Origin of the sequence: Pseudomonas entomophila L48, from assembly GCF_000026105.1 — a bacterium.
Classification (GTDB): domain Bacteria; phylum Pseudomonadota; class Gammaproteobacteria; order Pseudomonadales; family Pseudomonadaceae; genus Aquipseudomonas; species Aquipseudomonas entomophila.
Genome location: NC_008027.1, coordinates 192,146 through 212,595 on the forward strand (window position 1 = coordinate 192,146; position 20,450 = coordinate 212,595).

Genomic DNA, 20,450 nt, shown 5'->3' on the forward strand with positions numbered 1-20,450 from the left:
ACCATCCCGTAGGAGCCGGCTTGCCGGCGAACCCGTCACAACTCGGTATCACAGGCCACCAGCTGCCTGACCAACCCCTGCGCCAATGCCGACAACCCATACCCCACCCGGCTCACCACGCCATAGCGCGTGTAGAACGCCTCTTCCTGCTCCGGCGCCAAGTCCGCCAACTCTAGCGCCACCAACCCCCGCTCCCCCTGATACGGCCGCAGGTTCGCGCTGCAAGCGATGCCGATGGTGTCCGAGTGCAGCACCACATTGAGCAGGGCATAGCCATGCTCGCATTCCACGCTGGGCAGAAAGTCCTGCCGCCCGCTGAGGTCGCTGAGGATCTTGCGGATGTTCGGCGGGCGAAACGTGGTGGCCAGCGGGTAGTCGAACAGGTCCCGCGCCCGCACTTCGGCCCGTTCGGTCAGCGGATGCCCCTGGCGGCAGCAGAAGTGCCAGCGTTGTGGCTTGAATTTGAGCACCTGGTAATCCGGGTCGGCCTCGAACTGGCGGGTGTCGGCCACGAAGAACTCGATTTCCTCGGCAATCAATCGCCGGTTCAGCGCCTGCCAGTTATCCACCTGGAAGCAAGTGCGCGCCGCCGGGTACTCGGCAACGAATCGCGCCACCGCACGGGGTACCAACCCGCCTGCCGGTGCCGGCCCCGAACCGAAGCGCACCACGCCCGTGGTCGCGCCATTGAACTGGTTGATCTCGTTGGCCAGGTTATGCGCCCCGTGCACCAGCCGCCGCGCATGCTCCAGCACCAGCAGCCCCTGGCGGGTCGGCGCCAGCTCCTTGCTGGCGCGGTCGACCAGGCGGCAGCCGACGTTGTGTTCCAGCGTCTGGATGCTGCGGCTGAAGGCCGATTGCGAAAGGTTCACCGCGGCCGCCGCGGCCACGAAGCTGCGGTGCTCGACAAGGGCGATGAAGTGGCGGAGTTGGCGCAGGTCGATATGCATTTTCTACATGGAAACTTTCGGTGGAATGCAATTGCTGGGAAGGGTTGGGAACCTTATAAAGGGACTTACTTATTCCACAAAATATGAATTAAAAATATTTATATCTCTTAAAAGAATATAAGCCCATCTGACCGCGATTCGGTTCCGCCAACGGAAATGCTCGCCAGGGCCCATGCCTCAAGGAGCATTTGCATGTCCCGACTTTCCCGTTGGCCCGCGCGCGTGTCGTTGTTTGCCCTGCAACCGTTGGCAGCCGGTGTGCTGCTGGCCGCTACCGGTAGCAGTTTTGCCGAGGAACCCAGACCAGCGCCCGCCGTGGAGCAGGAAGCCAAGCTCGGAACCGTTACCGTCAATGCCCGGCGCCGTGAGGAAACCGCCCAGAGCGTGCCCACGCCGATCAGCGTGCTGAGCAGCGAAACCCTGGAAACCCAACGCATCTACCGGGTGCAGGACCTGCAGCAACTGGTGCCGAGCACCAACGTGTCCTACGTGCATGCCCGCCAGTCGAGCATTTCCATCCGTGGCCTGGGCAACAACCCGGCCAGCGATGGCCTGGAGGGCAGCGTCGGTGTGTACCTGGACAACGTCTACCTGGGGCGCCCGGGCATGGCGGTGTTCGACCTGCTCGATGTCGAGCAGCTGGAAGTGCTGCGCGGCCCGCAGGGCACGCTGTTCGGCAAGAACACTACCGCCGGGGTGCTGAACATCACCACGCGCAAACCGACTTTCCACCAGGAGGGCAGCGTGCAGTCTTCCCTGGGCGAAGATGGCTACTGGCAGACCCAGGGCAGCTTCTCCGGCCCGTTCACCGACACCCTTGCCGGGCGCATCAGTGCCTACCACACCGAAGACGACGGCTATGTGAAGAACCTCCACGACGGCCACGACCTCAACGGCGGCAAGCGCCAGGGCTTTCGCACGCAGTTGCTGTTCAAGCCCAGCGAAACCTTCAACCTGCGCTGGATCGGCGAATACAACGAAGAGAACTCCGACAATGGCATCCTCAGCCTCTACAGCACCGGCCCGACCCTCAATGGCGTGAACCGCTACGAAAGCCTGGCCGCCCAGGCCGGGGCGACCCTGGTGTCGGGCAAGGACCGCAAGGTCAACTTCGACGCCGACCAAATGGTGAAAGTGTTTCAGGGCGGTACCTCGGTGGAGGCCAACTGGACGCTGCCCAACGACTTCACCCTCACCTCCATCAGCGCCTACCGCTGGTGGGACTTCACCCCGCGCAACGACGACGGCCTCAATGTGCCGGTGTTCTACAGCGCCGGGGTGTCGGTGCGGGACAAGCAGTACTCGCAGGAAATCCGCCTGGCCTCGCCCACCGGTGGCTTCTTCGACTACGTGCTGGGCGCGTACTACTTCAAGCAGGACCTGGACAACAAATCGTTCACTTACTACGGGCCTCAGGCCGATATCTGGAACCTGACCCCGGCCGGTGCCCTGGCCAATGTGAACACCATCGGCAATGGCCACATCGACACCGACAGCTATGCGCTGTTCGCCCAAGGCACCTGGCACCTGACCGAACGCCTGGACTTCACCGCCGGGGTGCGTGGCACCTACGAAGAAAAGAGTGCCTGGGTCACCCGCGATGCGCCGTACGGCGGCGCTGCAGTAACCGGTACCGCGGCTACGGCCCGACAGGGCCGGGTGGGCGCCTACGATTCGGGCGACCTCAACCAGTACAGCTTCGCCCCGTCCGGCCTGCTCAGCCTCAGCTACCGCTTCACCGATGACCTGCTGGGCTATGCCAGCCTGTCCCACGGCGAGAAGTCCGGGGGCGTCAACCTCACGGTCGGCGCGGCTCCAAGGCTGGGTACCGATTCGTTGCTGGTGGGCACCGAGCGCGCCAACAATGCCGAGCTTGGGCTCAAGAGCACGCTGTTCGATAACCGCCTGCAGCTCAACACCAACCTGTTCTGGACCGAAGTGCACGGCTACCAGGCCAACGTCTACGACGAAGCCAACCGCGTGCAGTACCTGGCCAACGCCGGCAGCGTGCGTTCGCGTGGCCTGGAGTTCGAGGCCACGGCCTTGCCGGTCCGTGGCCTGACGGTGAACTTCAACGGGTCATGGAACGACGTGCGCTACACCGACTACAAGGACGCGCCGTGCCCGCCCGAGGTGAGCCTGGCCAACCCTGCGGCCACCTGCGACCTGTCCGGCCACCAAGTGGTGGGTGCCTCCAAGTACATCGCCAATATCAACGGCCAGTACCAATGGCCGCTGGCCGAGCGCATCGAGCCTTACGTCACCGCCAGCTACGCCTTCCGCTCCAAGGCGGTGGGCACCATCGACGACTCCGACTACGGCCAGATCCCCAGCTACGGCATCGTCAACCTGTCCACCGGGGTACGCCTGGACCAGGGCGACGGCGTGCTTGACCTGTCGTTGTGGGTGAAGAACGCCGGCGACAAGACCTATTTCACCAGCCTGTGGAACTCCGCCAACGGCGGTTATGCCGGCGTGCTAGGCACCCCGCGCACCGTAGGCGCCACCGCCCGTTACGACTTCTGAGCACAAGGAGCTTTGCCATGAATGCCAAGACCCAACCCCATGAACTGCCCGAAGGTGCCTGCCTCACCGCCAAGGTGCCGGATCGCGACGAAGCCCTGCTGGGCGACGTGGTGGTCAACCCCTACCGCCTGGCGCCGTTGACCGCGATCATCCGCGACGGCGGTCGTGCCATCGCCAGTGCCCATGTGCGGGTGCTGGGCCGGGGCGAGCGCGGTGTCGACATCACCTATGACGTCTCCGACCGCTCACTGTGGACCTACGGGGGTATCCCGGTGTTCGGCCTCTATCCGGACCACGTCAACCAGATCGAGGTCAGCTACAAGCTCGACGGTAAGCGTGTCCGCCAGCGTTACGAGATCTACGCCCCGGCCGTGCGCCTGCCGGTGGTGGCGAAACAGACTGCGGCATTGCCCGAGGTGGAGCCGATCAAGGTCGCTCCCGGTTTCGAAAAGCGCCTGTACCTGTTCAACCACCTGCTGGCCGAAATCCCCGGTGGCCGTGCCTTCAAATGGAACGGCCTGGGTGGCGCCGCCGAGTGGGACTCGGTGGGCAACAACTGGATCGCCGACAGCAATGGCGACGTGCGCTGGTACCTGGATATCGAGCAGATCCACGACGCCAATCGCCGCGACGGCCTGGGCGGTACCATGGGTTTCCACCAGACGCGCGACGGCAAGCTGATCTGGGGCCAGGGCCAGACGTATTCCAAGTACGACCTGCTTGGCCGGCAGGTGTGGCAACGCAGCCTGCCGGACAAGTTCGCCGACTTCTCCCATGAGATCCGCGAGACGGTAAACGGCACCTACCTGCTGCGGGTGGGCACCAGTGACTACCGCCGCCCCGACGGCAAGCGCGTGCGCTCCATCCGCGACCACATCATCGAGGTCAACGAAGCGGGTGACGTGCTGGACTTCTGGGACCTGAACCAGATCCTCGACCCGTATCGCGGCGAGCTGCTGGAGACCCTCGGCAAGGCGGCGGTCCAGCTGCCAGAGGGCGTGCAGAGACAGGACGAGCGTCTGGCCAACGAGCTGGCCGAAGGCAACCTGCCGTTCGGTGATACCCCCGGCGTCGGCACCGGGCGCAACTGGGCCCACGTCAATGCCATCGACTACGACGCCGATGACGACAGCATCATCGTTTCAGCTCGTCATCAGGGGGTGGTGAAGATCGGCCGCGACAAGCAGGTGAAGTGGATCCTCGCCGCGCCGCAAGGTTGGCCGGCACGCCTGCAGGACAAGGTACTCAAACCGGCAGGCGAGGGCTTCGAGTGGTCCTGGACCCAGCACACCGCCTGGCTGACCGGGCGTGGCACGCTGAACGTGTTCGACAACGGGTGGGGGCGCGACTTCGGGCCTACGAAACTGACCGGCAACTACAGCCGGGCGGTGGAATACCGGATCGACGAGGCCAAGGGCACGGTCGAGCAGGTGTGGCAGTACGGCAAGGAGCGCGGGGACGAGTGGTACAGCCCGATCACCTCGGTGGTGGCATACCGGGCGGATACCGATACCCAGTTCATCTATTCGGCTTCGGTGAACTACCTGACGCCGGAAAAGCTGACCACCACCGTGCTCAATGAAGTGCGTCGTGGTACCCAGGAGGTGGCGGTGGAGCTGAAAGTGCACAGTCGCCAGCCTGGCAGCGTGGGATACCGCGCGCTGGTGATCGACCTCGACAAGGCGTTCTGACTCAATCTTTCCTCCGACAGGTTATCGGCTAACCTGTACCGGCCTCTTCGCGGCTAAACCCGCTCCTACAGGTTCCCCGCCGATCCTGTAGGAGCGGGTTTGCCCGCGAAAGGGGCGACGCGAATTTCGGACAGGGTGTTCAACCATTCGTTCTTTTTTTCGAACAGCCTATTGTCCAACACCCCAACCCCCGCTTAGCATTCCGTTTGAGATTTCAAACGCTCAGCACCCAGGCGTCGAACACCCTGGTGCACGAATTTCTGACGGCCGCCCCCTTTTGGGGGCGCCTTTTCAACAATCAATAATTCGCAGTAAAGGGAAGCCGACATGCAGCTCAAAGACGCTCAGTTGTTCCGCCAGCAGGCCTTCATCAACGGTGAATGGCTGGATGCGGACAGCGGTCAGACCATCAAGGTGACCAACCCGGCCACCGGCGACGTGATCGGCACCGTGCCGAAGATGGGCGCCGCCGAGACCCGCCGCGCCATCGAGGCCGCCGACAAGGCCCTGCCGGCCTGGCGCGCACTGACTGCCAAAGAGCGTGCCGGCAAGCTGCGTCGCTGGTTCGAGCTGATGATCGAGCACCAGGACGACCTGGCCCGCCTGATGACCACCGAGCAAGGCAAGCCACTGGCCGAAGCCAAGGGCGAGATCGCCTACGCCGCCTCGTTCATCGAGTGGTTCGCCGAAGAAGCCAAGCGTGTGTACGGTGACGTCATCCCTGGCCACCAGCCCGACAAGCGCCTGATCGTCATCAAGCAGCCGATCGGTGTCACCGCCGCCATCACCCCGTGGAACTTCCCGGCCGCGATGATCACCCGTAAAGCCGGCCCGGCCCTGGCCGCTGGTTGCACCATGGTGCTCAAGCCCGCTTCGCAGACACCTTACTCCGCCCTGGCCCTGGTCGAGCTGGCTACCCGTGCCGGCATCCCGGCTGGTGTGCTGAGCGTGATCACTGGCAGCGCCGGCGAAGTCGGCAGCGAACTGACCGGCAACTCCCTGGTACGCAAGCTGTCCTTCACCGGCTCGACCGAAATCGGTCGCCAGCTGATGGAAGAGTGCGCCAAGGACATCAAGAAGGTTTCCCTGGAGCTGGGCGGCAACGCGCCGTTCATCGTGTTCGACGACGCCGACCTGGACAAGGCGGTCGAGGGCGCGATCATCTCCAAGTACCGCAACAACGGCCAAACCTGCGTCTGCGCCAACCGTATCTACGTGCAGGACGGTGTCTACGACGCGTTCGCCGAGAAGCTCAAGGCTGCGGTCGCCAAGCTGAAGATCGGTAACGGCCTGGAAGAAGGCACCACCACTGGCCCGCTGATCGACGGCAAGGCTGTCGCCAAGGTCCAGGAGCACATCGAGGACGCCGTTTCGAAAGGCGCCAAGGTGCTGTCCGGCGGCAAGATCATCGAAGGCAACTTCTTCGAGCCGACCATCCTGGTCGACGTACCGAAAACCGCTGCCGTGGCCAAGGAAGAGACTTTCGGCCCGCTGGCGCCGCTGTTCCGCTTCAAGGACGAGGCCGAAGTCATCGCCATGTCCAACGACACCGAGTTCGGCCTGGCCTCGTACTTCTACGCCCGTGACATGAGCCGCGTGTTCCGCGTCGCCGAGGCCCTGGAGTACGGCATGGTCGGTATCAACACCGGCCTGATCTCCAACGAAGTCGCGCCGTTCGGTGGCATCAAGGCCTCGGGCCTGGGCCGTGAAGGTTCCAAGTACGGTATCGAGGACTACCTCGAGATCAAATACCTGTGCATCAGCGTCTGATCGCCAGGTAAACGGTTTTACCTCTGCCAGCGGGGCGCGAGAGCGACGTCTCGCTGGCCTTTTTGACATAGCGGTACCTGGTGGCCAGGGCAGGCGTGACAGTCGATCAACGAATACTGTGCACGTTTGCGTCCAGCCACCCCCGAATAAAAGCGCCGCAGAACCGGCGCAATTGAGGGCACTATGAGCAAGACCAACGAATCCCTGATGCAACGCCGTGTCGCCGCCGTCCCACGTGGCGTCGGTCAAATTCACCCGATCTTCGTTGATACTGCGAAGAACTCGACGGTGATCGACGTTGAAGGCCGCGAACTGATCGACTTCGCCGGCGGCATCGCGGTACTGAACACCGGCCACCTGCACCCGAAAGTGGTCGCGGCTGTGCAAGAGCAGCTGACCAAGGTCAGCCACACCTGCTTCCAGGTGCTGGCCTATGAGCCGTACGTCGAGCTGTGCGAAAAGATCAACGCCCGTGTACCAGGCGACTTCGCCAAGAAGACCCTGCTGGTCACCACCGGCTCCGAAGCCGTTGAAAACGCCGTGAAGATCGCCCGTGCCGCCACTGGCCGTGCTGGCGTGATCGCCTTCACCGGCGGCTACCACGGCCGCACCATGATGACCCTGGGCCTGACCGGTAAGGTCGTACCGTACTCCGCGGGCATGGGCCTGATGCCAGGTGGCATCTTCCGCGCCCTGTTCCCGAGCGAACTGCACGGTATCAGCGTCGATGACGCCATCGCCTCGGTCGAGCGCATCTTCAAGAACGACGCCGAGCCGCGCGATATCGCCGCGATCATCCTTGAGCCAGTACAAGGCGAAGGCGGCTTCCTGCCAGCGCCGAAAGAACTGATGAAGCGCCTGCGCGCCCTGTGCGACCAGCACGGCATCCTGCTGATCGCCGACGAAGTGCAGACCGGCGCTGGCCGTACCGGCACCTTCTTCGCCATGGAGCAGATGGGCGTCGCGCCTGACCTGACCACCTTCGCCAAGTCCATCGCCGGCGGCTTCCCGCTGGCCGGTGTGTGCGGCAAGGCCGAGTACATGGACGCCATCGCCCCGGGCGGCCTGGGCGGCACCTATGCCGGTTCGCCGATCGCCTGCGCCGCGGCCCTGGCCGTGATCGAAGTGTTCGAGGAAGAGAAGCTGCTGGAGCGTAGCCAGGCTGTTGGCGAGCGTCTGACCGCTGGCCTCAAGCAGATCCAGGCCAAGCACCCGATCATCGGCGACGTCCGTGGTCTGGGTTCGATGATCGCGGTGGAAGTCTTCGAGAAAGGCACCCACACCCCGAACGCCGCTGCCGTTGCACAGGTCGTGGCCAAGGCGCGCGACAAGGGCCTGATCCTGCTGTCCTGCGGTACCTACGGCAACGTCCTGCGCATCCTGGTGCCGCTGACCGCCGAAGACGCACTGCTGGACAAAGGCCTGGCAATCATCGAAGAGTGCTTCGCTGAGCTGGCCTGAAAAATGTGACACGCTTCAGAAAAAAACCCGCCTAGGCGGGTTTTTTTTATGCCGCTTGTGGGCATCAGGCGCTAAGGTTGTACGAGGATTCCGAGGAAGCTGCGAAGGAACGCGCGTCATTGCCTGGAGAAAAGCCCATGAGCGCTGCCGATCCCGTCCCCCCTTGCGTGCTGATCGCCGAAGGCGACCCCTGGGTGCGTGACATGCTCCGAGAAATGCTGCTCAGCGTGCGCTGCGATGCCCGGCTGCAGGTCTGCGCCGATGGTTCCCAGGCGCTGAGTGCGTTGTCCGCCAAGCCTGACCTGATCATTGCGGCCCGTGAACTGTCCGGGCTCGATGGCCTCGACCTGCTGCGTAAAGTACGCGGCAAAGGCGGCCAGCCTGGCCTGCCGTTCATCCTCATGAGTGAGCGCACCGACAGTGCCAGTGTGCGCGAGGCGCTGCCGCTGCACCCCACCGCCTACCTGAGCAAGCCGCTCGACCTGGACAACCTGCGCAAGCGCCTGGAAAACCTGCTGCTGGAGGTGGGCGAGCAGATCGCCTGCCCGGTGCCACCGCTGCAGCCCGGTGTCCAGCTGCCGGCCTTCCTGGAGCAACGTCGCGCCACGGCCGATGGCGGCCCCTTGTTCGCCGATGTGCAGGTGGCGATCAAGCGTGCCCTCAACCCCCAGGGTCTGAACCTGCGGGTGCTGGAGGAAGAGGTGCGTGATGACCCGCAGATCACCGGCGTGCTCATTGCCGCCGCGAACAGTGCCGCGCTGCACAGCGAGTCGCCGGTGCAGACCTTGCTGCAGGCTTTGAACAAGCTAGGCAGCACCCAGAGCATGAACCTTATCCTTGGCCTTACGCTCAAGCGCAGCGCGCGATTGAGTGACCCGTTGCTGGCCCGCTACGCCACGCATTACTGGAACCTTTCCCTGCACACCGCGGATTACGCCCGCACCCTGGCGCGCATGGTCGAGGTGGACGAGGGCCTTTGCTACTGCGCTGGTCTGTTGCATTGCCTGGGCGACCTGGCCGTCCTGCGTACCCTGCAGGAATGGCGCCTGGCCGGCGGCGAGCTGGACGAGGACCAGGTGGAGCTGTCGCTCAACGAATTTGGCGCGCCCTTCGGTTCGGCCCTGCGTACCCGCTGGCGCCTGCCACTCAACCTGCGTGAGCTGATCGCTTCGGTGTATCAGTTGGGGGGTGGTGTGTACTCGCGTGAGATCCTGGCCATGAACCTGGCCGGGCAATTGGCGCGGTTGCGGCCAAGCGAGGGGCTGGAGAAAGTCGCCAGCAGCAAGACGGCGCGGCTGCTCAAGCTCGGGTTGCCGGAACTGACGCGGCTGCGCAAGGTGGACCCGGAGGCGGTGGCGCGTGAGGAGGCCGAGCGCCAGGCGGCACAGGCCACCACCGACGAAGCGGAAGCAGCCTTGCTCGATCCGGCACTGGCAGAAACTCCACCCGAAGCGGACGAGGAGCGTCAGGCTTGATCTGACCATTGCTGTAGGCGACTCAGTCTTGGGATTGGTCCTACAGGCTTTGCAGACGGTTGTTCGTATCCAGGCAAGTCTCCCAGGCGTAGCTTTCCCTCCACTCCACCAACGGAATGGCAGGAAGGTTGCGGCTGAAGATGAGTACGTACAGGCACCGTGGTCTGCGCTATCAGGTCTATCGCTCCCAGGCGCGAATGCTCGCTCACGAAGCATTCTCCACCGGTGCCTGCTCGCCGGGTACAGAGCTTGATGCTGACAAGGTACGGTTCGAACCTATCGGGCATGGTGCTATTGAAGCCCTCCAGCTCTGGGGCAGGCAAACTCACCACTTTCCCTGGGAGGAGGTGCCACGTTGGACTGATCGAGATTTCAAGGGGCTCGACGTCTCGTTGTGGTCTGCCCGCGAGCTTTGCGGTCTCTGCTATGCCAGTCCTCGAAGGAGCAGCCACTGCATCAAGATCATTCTGCTGGAGGGTAACCCAGGCCCGACGAATCCATTGAGGGGGCTGGTGGCATCGCTATCGCTGTTAGCTGTCATTGAGTACGCCAGAATGCTCAGGTGCTCGCAAATTGAAGTTCAGCAACCTGATCCGGGCGCTGAACCCTTGTATCTATCGCTTGGTTTCTCCCGTGACCCTGCTGGGCGTCTCGTAATGCCGGTAGGGGCGCTTACTCCACAAATCACTGTCCAGATATCAGAGGTGTCCATGCAATATCCGACAAGCTCGAGGAAGGCTGCATTGATCAAGCGATACACTGCCGAGGCCATCGCCCTGGCGGGTGGAATTACAGACCAGCAACGGCACATTCTTGAAGTTGCATTCAAGGAAGGTCGGGAAAAGGAGCCAGAGGGGATACTGGCCGGGCCACGTAGCGGTCCGATCGACTATGAGTGGAGTACCACCGCATCGAAGTGAACCGAGCTGCTTGCGGCGCGTGAACCGTGGGTAATCCGCTCAGCCTTTCACGATCTGGTTCTTGCCCTGGCGCTTGGCCCGATACATGGCTGCATCCGCTCGAGCGAACAGGCTGTCCAGCTTCTCGTCCTCATCGGTAAGCCCGGTCAGGCCTTGGCTCACGGTCACGCCGTAGGTCTGCTGCTCATGGCTGAAACTCAGGCGCTGGATCTCCCGCTGCAGGCGCTCGGCGATCTGCTCGGCCATCTGTGCCGTGCAGCCGGGGAACACCGCCGCGAACTCTTCACCACCAATGCGCCCGAACTGGTCGCCACGCCGCAGCACGGCCTTGCCAGCGTCGGCGATGCGTTGCAGCACCTGGTCGCCTTCCTGGTGGCCGTAGCTGTCGTTGATCTGCTTGAAGTCGTCGATATCCAGTAACAGGAAGGCTAGCGGCGTGCCGTCCTCGCGGGCGCTGTCGAAGGCTTGTTGGGCGCAGTCGAAGAAGTGCCGGCGGTTGCTGCTCTGGGTCAATACATCAGTGGTGGCCAGGCGTTGCAGCTCGCCTTCCAGCCGCTTCTTCTCGGTGATGTCCTCGGCGATGCCCACGATGATCACTCGCTGGTCACCCTCGCGCTGTTGGTTGATGTAGCACTTGTCACTGATCCAGCGCACTTCACCTGCGGCATTGAGGATGCGGTACTCGCGGTCTTCCACGGTGCCCTTGACCAGCACCTGGGCCAGGCTGCGCTCGGCGTACTCGAGGTCGTCCGGGTAGATCGCGTCGCGCCACTCGTTGTAGTCGGCAAGCACCAGGCTGGCCGGGCGACCAAAAATGCGCTCGTAGGCGGGGCTGACGTAGAGCACCTGGCGCGTCTCCCAGTCGAACGCCCACAGCACCGCGTTGACGCTGTCGAGCAGGGAGCTGTACAGCTGCTCACGTTCGCTCAGACGCGCCACTTCGCCCTGTGCGTGGAGCAGGGCCAGCAGGGTCTGGGCGGCTTCGGGGCGGGGGGCGCCGGTGTGCGTGGGTGGGAGTTCTTTGGCCATGAGCACGGAGCGGTTCTCGACGATAGGCGTGCGGCCACGGTCAGGCCCGCCACGCGGGCGATATGTCGAGTTTGAGCGGTGTGCGAAGGGTAAGTTCCGGTCGGCACGTTCCATTGCGGAACGTGCCGATCAACGGCGGTCAGGCCGTGGCGGGGCGCAGCGAGTAGGTTTTGAGCTGGGCGGCGAAGTCGCGCAGCGAATGAATGCCGCTGGCTTCCGCCTCGTGCACCCATTCTTTCATGGCGGCGAGCATGTCGTGGCCGTTGGCGCTGGTACGCGCCCAGATCTGCTGCAGTGCCAGGCGCTTTTCGTAGATGGTCTTGAGGGCCTGGCTGTGGGCGAGCATCGATTCGATACGCACGTGATGGCGGTCCTGCAGCAGGCTGGTTTCGCGCGAGAGCAGGCGTTTGGCGCGGCGGAAGCGGTGGCGTACCGACGCGTCGACCTTGTCCAGCTCCTGCTTCACCAGCGGCGCGATCACCAGCTTGCGGTACTGGGCCATGATCTGGAAGCGGTTGTTGAGGATGGCCATGGCGGTGTCCATGTCCAGCGAGGCCTTGCCCTCGACCCGGTGGGCGATGGGCGCGACCCGTTGCACCTTGGCCAGGCGCAGCAGGCTCAGCAGGCGGATCCACATCCAGCCCATGTCGAATTCCCAGCGGCGCACCGAGAGCTTCGCCGAGTTGGGGTAGGTGTGGTGGTTGTTGTGCAGCTCTTCGCCACCAATGATGATGCCCCAGGGCACCAGGTTGGTGGCGGCGTCGCGGCATTCGAAGTTGCGATAGCCCACCGCGTGGCCCAGGCCGTTGACCACGCCAGCGGCCCAGAACGGAATCCACATCATCTGGATAGCCCAGATGGTGATGCCGATGGTGCCGAACAGCAGCAGGTCGATGACTGCCATCAGGGCGATGCCGCCGAGCTTGTAGCGGGTGTAGAGGTTGCGCTCGATCCAGTCATCGGGGCAGTTCTTGCCGTAGATGCGCAGCGTCTCTTCGTTGCGTGCCTCTTCGCGGTACAGCTCCGCGCCCTTGCGCAGCACGGTGCCCAGGCCCTTGTGCACGGGGCTGTGCGGGTCGTCCGGGGTTTCGCACTTGGCGTGGTGCTTGCGGTGGATGGCGGTCCACTCGCGGGTGTTCTGCGCGGTGGTGAGCCACAGCCAGAAACGGAAGAAATGCTTGAGGCCCGCGTTCAGCTCCAGGGCCCGGTGGGCCGAGTAGCGGTGCAGGTAGATGGTGACGCTGACAATGGTCAGGTGAGTCATCAGCAAGGTGACCGCGACCAGTTGCCAGGCCGACAAGTCGAGCAGACCGTAGTACCACATAACGGGGAAGACCCTCGAAAACACAGGGGGAACAGCGCTCGCATTATCCCTTGGCGGGGAAATAAAACCAGTCGCCCTTTTTGATAGGAAGTCACAGGGTGTTTCAGCCCCTATAATGCCCCTTCCTTTTCCATGGGCTAACCCACCCGACATGTCTGTTTCCGTTCGCGACGCCTTGCGCATGGCCGGGCTCTATGTGGTGCTTTCGATCCTCTGGCTGGCGCTGTCCGAGCTGGTCCTGCATGGCATGACCGAGGATCCGCTGGCGCTGACCGTGGGGCGGCAGATCAATGTCGTGGTCTGGGTGCTGCTCAGTGCCTTGCTGATCTTCGTCTCGCGCGCCCGTCTGCTCAATTTCATCGGCATCGGTGCCCGCCTGCGCAGCGAGGACCGCGAACGCCTGCGCATGGCCGCCGCAGTGTTCGACAGCACCCTGGAAGGCGTGCTGGTGACCGATCGCAACGGCCTGATCGTGCACGTCAACCGGGCGTTCATGCGCATCACCGGTTACCAGCAGGACGAGGTGGTCGGCCAGCGCCCGAGCAAGTTCAAGTCGGGCCGCCATGACGCGCCGTTCTACCAACAGATCTACGCCGCGTTGGCGGACAAGGGCGAGTGGAGCGGAGAAATCTGGAACCGCCGCAAAAGTGGCGAGATCTACCCGCAATGGCAGACGATCTGCGCCATCCGCGACGATAGTGGTGAGCTTAGCCACTACGTGGCGGTGTTCAGCGATATCAGTGCGATCAAGCACACGGAAGAGGAACTGGCCTACCTCGCCCACCATGATCCACTCACCGGTTTGCCCAACCGCCTGCTATTCAACGACCGTGTCGAGCAGGCCCTGGCCGCAGCCCAGGCCAACAAGCGTGGCTGCGCCCTGCTGCTGCTCGACCTGGATCACTTCCAGAGCATCAATGACGGCCTCGGCCACACCATCGGCGACCAGTTGCTCAAGCTGGTCGGTGAACGCCTGCGTGAAGTGCTGGGCAACGGTGTGACCCTGGCACGCCTGGGCGGCGACGAGTTCGGGGTGCTGGCGGAGAACTGCCAGCAAGTCGGACAGGCCGGCAAGCTGGCGCAGACCATCATCGAGCAATTGAAAGAGCCGTTCGGCTTCGAGGGCAACCGGCTGTTCATCAGCGCCAGCATTGGTATAAGCCTGTTCCCCAGTGATGCGCTGAGTGCCGAGCAACTGCTGCGCAACGCCGACTCGGCGCTGTTCAAGGCCAAGGGCAATGGCCGGGCCTGCTACGCGTTGTACACCGAAGAGCTCACCGCCCATGCCCAGCAGCGGGTCGAGACCGCCGGCGAGTTGCGCCGGGCGTTGGAGCAGCAAGAGCTGCGGGTGTTCTTCCAGCCGGTGCATGACCTGTTCACCTCGAGGATGATCGGGGTGGAGACGCTGGTACGCTGGCAGCACCCCACGCGTGGGCTGGTCCCGCCAGGGGAGTTCATCCCCATTGCCGAGCGTACCGGGCTGATCGCCGAGATCGACGCCTGGGTGCTGGGGCAGGCCTGTCGGCAGATGGTGCAGTGGCAGGCCGAGGGGCGGGTGCTGGAGTTCGTCGCGGTGAACATCTCCAGCCGGCTGTTCAACCAGCGCGAACTGTACCGGCAAGTGGCCGATGTGCTGCACGACACTGGCCTGAACCCGGCCCTGCTGGAGCTCGAGGTCACCGAGAGCGCAGTGATGGAGGACCCGGAGGTGGCGCTGGAGCAGATGCACCGGTTGCGCGAACTGGGGCTGAACCTGGCCATCGATGACTTCGGTACGGGCTACTCGTCGCTGCTGCGGCTCAAGCGCCTGCCGGTGCAGAAACTGAAGATCGACCAGGGCTTCGTTGCCGGGTTGCCCCATGACGACGATGACATTGCCATCGTGCGGGTGATCATCGCCCTGGCGCGCAGCATGGGCATGCAGGTGCACGCCGAGGGGATCGAACAGGCCGAGCAGGCGCGTTTCCTGCTGGAGCAGCAATGCCAGATGGGGCAGGGGTACTGGTTTGGCAGGCCGGTGCCGGCAGGTGAACTGCACTGGGGGTGAGGGTGTTGCGGTTCGCCGGCAAGCCGGCTCCTACAGAGGCATCGCTATCGGCGTAGGAGCCGGCTTGCCGACGAAGGGCTCAACGCTTGTTCAAGCCTTTCGCCAGGCGATCCCCGCCCAGCTGGATCACCGCCACCAACGCTACCAGCATCACGATCACGGTCAGCATGATCTGGCTGTCGAAGCGCTGGTACCCATATCGATAGGCGATATCTCCCAACCCTCCGGCACCGATTGCCCCGGCCATGGCCGATGAGTTGATCAGCGTCACCAAGGTGATGGTGAACCCGCCGACGATGCCCGGCAGCGCCTCGGGCAGCAGCACGTGCCAGACGATGTGCCAGCGCCGGCAGCCCATGGCCTGCGCCGCCTCGATCAGGCCATGGTCCACCTCCCGCAGGCTCACCTCGGCAATCCGCGCAAAGAACGGCGTCGCCGCGATGGTCAACGGCACCACCGCCGCCCACACGCCATAGGTGGTGCCCACCACCAGGCGGGTGAAGGGGATCAGCGCGACCATCAGGATCAGGAACGGGATCGAGCGGAACAGGTTGATGATGGCGCCCAGCACCCGGTTCAGCGTTGGGGCCTCGAAGATCCCGCCCTTGTCGCTGGTGACCAGCAGCACCGCCATCGGCACGCCGACTATCAACGCGACCAGCGATGACACGCCAACCATCAGCAAGGTGTCGAGCAGGCCTTGTAGCAAGCGATCAATCCACATGGCCCAGCACCTCCACATCCGCAGCCCAGCCACGGGCGCGCTCCAGCAGTTGACGGGTGTCCAGCGGCGAGCCGCGCACGGACAGGATCAGTTGCCCCAGGGCATGTTCACCGATGGTCTCGATACCGCCCTGCAGCAGGCGCACCCGCCCACCCAGGTCGGCGAACAGGGCGCTCAGTTCCGGCTCGCCGACCAGGCTGAGCTTGAGCACCACGGCCGCGTCGCGGCTGGCGGGGCTTGCGCGCAGGCCGGCCTGCAATGTCTCGGGGAGACGTGTCTGCAATGGCGCCAGCAGCGTGCGGGTGACCTCATGGCGCGGTGCGCCGAACACCTGCCAGACCTCGCCCTGCTCGACTACTTCGCCACGCTCCAGCACCACTACGCGGTGGCAGATATCGCGGATCACTGCCATCTCGTGGGTGATCAGCACCACAGTAAGGCCCAGGCGCCGATTGATGTCGCGCAGCAGTTCGAGGATCGAGGCGGTGGTCTCCGGGTCCAGCGCCGAAGTGGCTTCATCGCACAACAGGATCTCAGGGTCGTGCACCAGTGCCCGGGCGATGCCGACCCGCTGCTTTTGCCCACCCGACAGTTGCGCCGGGTAGACGTGCTGCTTCTGCGAAAGCCCGACCAGCTCCAGCAGCTCGCGTACTTTGCGCTGACGCTCGGCCTTCGCCACCCCGGCCACCTTCAGCGGTAGCTCGACGTTCTGCCACACGGTCTTGGCCGACATCAGGTTGAAGTGCTGGAAGATCATGCCGATGCGCCGACGCAGGGCCACCAGACGGTCCTCGTCGAACGGCGCGATATCCACCTGGTCGATCAGCACCCGGCCCTGGCTGGGTTGCTCCAGGCGGTTGATGGTGCGCAGCAGCGACGACTTGCCAGCGCCGCTGCGGCCGATGATGCCGAAGATCTCGCCGCGGCGGATGTTCAGGTCGATCCCGTGCAAAGCGGGCTGGGCCTGGCCCGGGTAGGTCTTGCCCAGGCCGATGAAACGCACGTGGGCCTGGTTCACGTCCGGGCGCAGGGCCTGCTCCGTGGCCTTGTGCGGTTCGGCGGGCGGGATGGGCGCCCTGAGGGCGCTGGCCTGGGCCATGTCAGCCTTCCCAGCCGGCCTGGTAGAGCTTGCCGTGGGCCTTGTCCAGGGCGGCGCGCACGGCGGGTGAGTGCTGGTAGATGTCGACGAACTTGGCCAGGCGCGGGTCGTTCTTTTCCTGCGGGCGGATCACGAACTGGATCACGTATTCCTTGTTTTCCAGGCCGTCGAACAGCAGTGCCGAAGTGGCGTCGAAGCTGTTGGCCAGGCGGATGTAGGCCGGGTAGCCCTGGACCAGGTCGGCGTCGTCATAGGCGCGCACCAACTGCACCGCTTCGACCTGAAGGATCTTGATCTTCTTCGGGTTGGCGACGATGTCATCCTCGGTGGCCTTGTAGCCGACGCCCGGCTTGAGGGTGATCAGCCCGGCCTTGGCCAGCAGTTGCAAGCCGCGGCCGCTGTTGATCGGGTCGTTGGCGATGGCCACGCTGGCGCCCTCGGGCAGTTCGGCGAAGCTTTTGTATTTCTTCGAGTAGAGGCCGACGTTGTTGATGATCCCAGGCGCGTAGGGCATCAGGTTGAAACCGGCGGCGGCCTTGGCGTTTTCCAGGAAGGGGATGTGCTGGAAGTAGTTCACGTCGATGTCGCCGCTGTTGAGGCTGACGTTCGGTGCGATCCAGTCGCTGAACTCGATCAGTTTCACTTCCAGGCCTTGTTTGTGGGCCTCTTCCACGGCGGCTTCCAGTGGGATGGCGAACGCGGCAGTGGTGCCGATCTTCAGTGGCTCGGCGGCGAAGGCGGCGGCGGACAGGCCGAGGCCCAGGGCGATGGCCGCGACGGGCCGGAACAGTTTCTCAAGCATGGTGCAGGGCTCCAGTCGGGGCAGGGACAGGTGGGTTGCGGTAGGCGGCGCCGGGATGGTCGGCGGGCAGGTGGGCGTGGGGCGTGGCGAACAGCTTCTGGCGCAGGCTGCCCTCGGCGTAGGCGGTCTTGTAGCGGCCGCGGCGCTGCAGTTCGGGGATCACCAGGTCGATGAAGTCCTCGTAGCTCTCCGGGGTGACGGTGCGCGCCAGGTTGAAGCCATCCAGGCCGGTTTCGTCGATCCAGGCAATCAACTGCTCGGCTACTTGTTCCGGGGCGCCGACCAGGGTCACGTAGCGCCCGCCCAGGGCGTGCTGTTCGAGCAGGCGACGGCGGGTCCAGGCGCTGTCCTGTAGCTGGCGGGTGGCAGACTGGATGGCGTTACCCTTGGCGAAGCCGATGGGCTCGTCCAGTTCGTAGCGCGAGAAGTCGATGCCGGTGGAGCTGGCGAAGTGCGCCACGCCTGCCTCGGCACTGGCGTGGCGCAGGTACTCGGCATGCTTGGCGCGGGCCTGCTCCTCGGTCGGGGCGACGATCACGGTGAGGCCCATGAACACCTTCACCGCCTGGGGATCACGCCCGGCCGCCTTGGCCGCTGCGCGCACCTTGTCGACCTGGGCGCGGGTGGACGGCTTGTCCTGGCCGCTGATGAACACGCACTCGGCGTGATTGCCGGCGAACGCCAGGCCGCGCGCCGAACTGCCCGCCTGGAACAGCACCGGGGTGCGCTGGGGCGAGGGTTCGCACAGGTGATAGCCCTCGACCTTGTAGAACTCGCCGTGGTGCTCGACCTTGTGCACTTTGTCCGGGCGCGCATACACGCGTTGTTCGCGATCGGCGACCACGGCGTCGTCGTCCCAGCTGCCTTCGAGCAGCTTGTACAGCACCTGCAGGTACTCGTCGGCCTGGTCGTAGCGGCGGTCGTGCTCAGGTTGCTGCTCCAGGCCCATGGCCCGGGCGGCGCTGTCGAGGTAGCCGGTGACGATGTTCCAGCCGACCCGGCCGTTGCTCAGGTGGTCGAGGGTGGAGAGGCGCCGGGCGAACAGGTAGGGCGCCTCGTAGGTCAGGTTGGCGGTGAGGCCGAAGCCCAGGTGTTTCGTCACCGCAGCCATGGCCGAGACGAGCAGCAGCGGGTCGTTGACCGGCAGCTGGATGGCCTCTTTCAACGGCACGTCCACCGACTGCCCGTAGACGTCGTAGGTGCCGACGATGTCGGCGATGAACAGGCCGTCGAACAGCCCGCGCTCCAGCAGGCGGGCGAGGTCGGTCCAGTATTCCAGGGTCTTGTACTGGGTCGAGGTGTCCCGTGGGTGGGTCCACAGGCCATGGTTGATGTGCCCGATGCAGTTCATGTTGAAGGCATTGAGCAGGATCTGGCGGGCCATCAGATGGTCCCCCGGCGCGGTGGCTTCTCGTCGTTGAGGTAGTAGTTGCCGATGGCGTGGTACTTCCAGCGCACCGGGTCGTGCAGGGTGTGCACCCGAGCGTTGCGCCAGTGGCGGTCGAGGTTGTGCTCGGCCAGGGTGGCCTGGCTGCCGGCCAGCTCGAACAGAGTGGTGCCGGCGGCGAGCGAGATCTCGGTGCTGATTGCCCGGGCCTCGGCCACGGCGATTGAGGCGGCGGCCAGGGTCTCGACGTTGCTGTCGGCCTGGGCGATGTCAAGGATCTCGCCGGCGCGCTCCAGCAGGGCCTCGGTGGCGTGCAGGCGGATCGCCAGGTGGCCGAAGCTCTTCAGGGTGAGCGGGTCGTCGCTGGCCTTGTCGAGGCCCGAATCGATCCAGGGGCGGCTACGGGTGCGCACGAAGTGCAGGGCGTCCTCGAAGGCGGCGCGGGCGATGCCGGTGTCGATGGCGGCGTGGAGGATCTGCGCCAGCGGGCCGACGGTGGTCGGGCGATCGAAGGCGCTCTGGAACGGCACCACGTCCTCGGCACGGACGAACACGTTGGTGAACACCACAGAACCGCTGCCGGTGGTGCGCTGACCGAAGCCGCTCCAGTCGTCGATCACCTCGATGCCCGAGGTGTCGGCGGGTACGAAGGCCAGGTGTGAAACCCCTTGTTCGTCGATCACCAGGGTCGGGATGCGCTGGGCGTAGAGGGCGCCGGTGCAGTAGAACTTGCGGCCATCGATGCGGAAATGATCGCCGTCACGGGTCAGCCGAGTGGTGCGCTCATGGGCGTTCTTGGTACCGATCTCGGCCAGGGCGTTGCCGAAGCGGCGGCCGGCGAGCACTTCTGCGTACAGGCGCTTCTGTTGCTCCGGGGTGCCGTTCACCCGCAGCACTTCCAGGGCGTAGAAGTGGTTCTGCGGGATCTGTCCGATCGAGGCGTCGGCCTGGGCGATGCGGGCGATGACCTTGGCCAGGGTGGCGCTGGATACGCCGGCGCCGCCGTAGGCCTTGGGCACGCTGATGCCCCACAGGCCGGTCTGCACGAAGTGGTCGAGTTCGGCGTGGGGCAGGCGGCGCTCGCGGTCGCGCGCGGCGCTGTCGTGGCGCAGTGATTGGGCGATTTCTTCGGCGACGGCCAGGGCCTGGGCGTCGCTGGTGATGAGGGATGCAGTCATGGTGCTCTCCGCAGGGGCTGTTCGCCGGCAAGCCGGCTCCTACGGGGATCGCGTAGGGTCCGGTTTG

General features: G+C 64.5%; 15 protein-coding genes. 7 read left to right on the plus strand and 8 right to left on the minus strand.

What is annotated here, in order from left to right:
* Window positions 1-35: 35 nt before the first annotated feature.
* Entirely contained in the window at window positions 36-950 is a 915-nt protein-coding gene (locus PSEEN_RS00835) for a LysR family transcriptional regulator (RefSeq protein WP_044487552.1), read from the minus strand.
* Window positions 951-1,142: 192 nt separating this feature from the next.
* Between PSEEN_RS00835 and PSEEN_RS00840 the strand changes: the two genes are divergently transcribed.
* The 6 genes from PSEEN_RS00840 to PSEEN_RS26955 all read left to right on the plus strand — a co-directional run bounded on the left by PSEEN_RS00840 (window position 1,143) and on the right by PSEEN_RS26955 (window position 10,793).
* The gene (locus tag PSEEN_RS00840) at window positions 1,143-3,476 is read left to right on the plus strand and encodes a TonB-dependent receptor (protein WP_011531620.1); all 2,334 of its coding nucleotides are present in this window, start codon (window positions 1,143-1,145) and stop codon (window positions 3,474-3,476) included.
* Window positions 3,477-3,493: 17 nt separating this feature from the next.
* On the plus strand, window positions 3,494-5,167 hold the full coding sequence (locus tag PSEEN_RS00845) for an aryl-sulfate sulfotransferase (protein WP_011531621.1): 1,674 nt from the start codon (window positions 3,494-3,496) through the stop codon (window positions 5,165-5,167).
* Window positions 5,168-5,494: 327 nt separating this feature from the next.
* A complete protein-coding gene (gabD, locus tag PSEEN_RS00850) occupies window positions 5,495-6,937 on the plus strand; it encodes an NADP-dependent succinate-semialdehyde dehydrogenase (protein ID WP_011531622.1) in 1,443 nt (480 codons plus the stop codon).
* Between the two features lie 183 nt (window positions 6,938-7,120).
* On the plus strand, window positions 7,121-8,398 hold the full coding sequence (gabT, locus tag PSEEN_RS00855; protein ID WP_011531623.1) for a 4-aminobutyrate--2-oxoglutarate transaminase: 1,278 nt from the start codon (window positions 7,121-7,123) through the stop codon (window positions 8,396-8,398).
* A 137-nt stretch (window positions 8,399-8,535) separates the two neighbouring features.
* Window positions 8,536-9,873 carry a response regulator gene (locus PSEEN_RS00860; RefSeq protein WP_011531624.1) on the plus strand — a complete coding sequence of 446 codons (1,338 nt, stop codon included), beginning with the start codon at window positions 8,536-8,538 and terminating at the stop codon, window positions 9,871-9,873.
* Window positions 9,874-10,013: 140 nt separating this feature from the next.
* Complete coding sequence (locus PSEEN_RS26955; RefSeq protein WP_231845289.1) at window positions 10,014-10,793, plus strand: hypothetical protein; 780 nt, start codon at window positions 10,014-10,016, stop codon at window positions 10,791-10,793.
* Between the two features lie 39 nt (window positions 10,794-10,832).
* Here the strand turns inward: PSEEN_RS26955 and PSEEN_RS00870 are convergent, their stop codons facing one another.
* Together PSEEN_RS00870 and desA are read right to left on the minus strand one after the other, a co-directional pair.
* Window positions 10,833-11,822 carry a GGDEF domain-containing protein gene (locus PSEEN_RS00870; RefSeq protein WP_011531625.1) on the minus strand — a complete coding sequence of 330 codons (990 nt, stop codon included), beginning with the start codon at window positions 11,820-11,822 and terminating at the stop codon, window positions 10,833-10,835.
* Between the two features lie 139 nt (window positions 11,823-11,961).
* Complete coding sequence (gene desA / locus PSEEN_RS00875; protein ID WP_011531626.1) at window positions 11,962-13,146, minus strand: delta-9 fatty acid desaturase DesA; 1,185 nt, start codon at window positions 13,144-13,146, stop codon at window positions 11,962-11,964.
* A 151-nt stretch (window positions 13,147-13,297) separates the two neighbouring features.
* Between desA and dibA the strand changes: the two genes are divergently transcribed.
* A complete protein-coding gene (dibA, locus tag PSEEN_RS00880) occupies window positions 13,298-15,193 on the plus strand; it encodes a phosphodiesterase DibA (protein ID WP_044487553.1) in 1,896 nt (631 codons plus the stop codon).
* A 79-nt stretch (window positions 15,194-15,272) separates the two neighbouring features.
* Here the strand turns inward: dibA and PSEEN_RS00885 are convergent, their stop codons facing one another.
* Genes PSEEN_RS00885 through PSEEN_RS00905 form a run of 5 tightly spaced genes read right to left on the minus strand, consistent with a single transcriptional unit; the run spans window position 15,273 to window position 20,383 of the window.
* Window positions 15,273-15,917 (minus strand): methionine ABC transporter permease, encoded by a 645-nt coding sequence (locus PSEEN_RS00885; RefSeq protein ID WP_011531628.1) that lies wholly within the window; start codon window positions 15,915-15,917, stop codon window positions 15,273-15,275.
* Entirely contained in the window at window positions 15,907-17,016 is a 1,110-nt protein-coding gene (locus tag PSEEN_RS00890; RefSeq protein ID WP_011531629.1) for a methionine ABC transporter ATP-binding protein, read from the minus strand. Before PSEEN_RS00890 ends, PSEEN_RS00885 begins: the two co-directional genes overlap by 11 nt.
* 1 nt (window position 17,017) lies before the next feature.
* Window positions 17,018-17,818, minus strand: coding sequence for a MetQ/NlpA family ABC transporter substrate-binding protein (locus PSEEN_RS00895; protein WP_011531630.1), 801 nt, complete (start codon window positions 17,816-17,818; stop codon window positions 17,018-17,020).
* Window positions 17,811-19,202 (minus strand): LLM class flavin-dependent oxidoreductase, encoded by a 1,392-nt coding sequence (locus PSEEN_RS00900; protein WP_011531631.1) that lies wholly within the window; start codon window positions 19,200-19,202, stop codon window positions 17,811-17,813. The genes PSEEN_RS00895 and PSEEN_RS00900 overlap by 8 nt, the downstream gene beginning before the upstream one ends.
* A complete protein-coding gene (locus PSEEN_RS00905; protein WP_011531632.1) occupies window positions 19,202-20,383 on the minus strand; it encodes an SfnB family sulfur acquisition oxidoreductase in 1,182 nt (393 codons plus the stop codon). Before PSEEN_RS00905 ends, PSEEN_RS00900 begins: the two co-directional genes overlap by 1 nt.
* Window positions 20,384-20,450 lie beyond the last annotated feature (67 nt).

Excerpts from the sequence above, each read along its gene's own strand:
- PSEEN_RS00860 (WP_011531624.1), top strand. The coding sequence starts at position 8,536 with ATGAGCGCTGCCGATCCCGTCCCCCCTTGCGTGCTGATCGCCGAAGGC.
- PSEEN_RS00885 (WP_011531628.1), bottom strand. The coding sequence starts at position 15,917 with ATGTGGATTGATCGCTTGCTACAAGGCCTGCTCGACACCTTGCTGATG.
- PSEEN_RS00845 (WP_011531621.1), top strand. The coding sequence starts at position 3,494 with ATGAATGCCAAGACCCAACCCCATGAACTGCCCGAAGGTGCCTGCCTC.
- desA (WP_011531626.1), bottom strand. The coding sequence starts at position 13,146 with ATGTGGTACTACGGTCTGCTCGACTTGTCGGCCTGGCAACTGGTCGCG.
- PSEEN_RS00870 (WP_011531625.1), bottom strand. The coding sequence starts at position 11,822 with ATGGCCAAAGAACTCCCACCCACGCACACCGGCGCCCCCCGCCCCGAA.
- PSEEN_RS00895 (WP_011531630.1), bottom strand. The coding sequence starts at position 17,818 with ATGCTTGAGAAACTGTTCCGGCCCGTCGCGGCCATCGCCCTGGGCCTC.
- PSEEN_RS00890 (WP_011531629.1), bottom strand. The coding sequence starts at position 17,016 with ATGGCCCAGGCCAGCGCCCTCAGGGCGCCCATCCCGCCCGCCGAACCG.
- dibA (WP_044487553.1), top strand. The coding sequence starts at position 13,298 with ATGTCTGTTTCCGTTCGCGACGCCTTGCGCATGGCCGGGCTCTATGTG.
- PSEEN_RS00900 (WP_011531631.1), bottom strand. The coding sequence starts at position 19,202 with ATGGCCCGCCAGATCCTGCTCAATGCCTTCAACATGAACTGCATCGGG.
- PSEEN_RS00835 (WP_044487552.1), bottom strand. The coding sequence starts at position 950 with ATGCATATCGACCTGCGCCAACTCCGCCACTTCATCGCCCTTGTCGAG.
- PSEEN_RS00840 (WP_011531620.1), top strand. The coding sequence starts at position 1,143 with ATGTCCCGACTTTCCCGTTGGCCCGCGCGCGTGTCGTTGTTTGCCCTG.
- PSEEN_RS00905 (WP_011531632.1), bottom strand. The coding sequence starts at position 20,383 with ATGACTGCATCCCTCATCACCAGCGACGCCCAGGCCCTGGCCGTCGCC.
- PSEEN_RS26955 (WP_231845289.1), top strand. The coding sequence starts at position 10,014 with ATGAGTACGTACAGGCACCGTGGTCTGCGCTATCAGGTCTATCGCTCC.
- gabD (WP_011531622.1), top strand. The coding sequence starts at position 5,495 with ATGCAGCTCAAAGACGCTCAGTTGTTCCGCCAGCAGGCCTTCATCAAC.
- gabT (WP_011531623.1), top strand. The coding sequence starts at position 7,121 with ATGAGCAAGACCAACGAATCCCTGATGCAACGCCGTGTCGCCGCCGTC.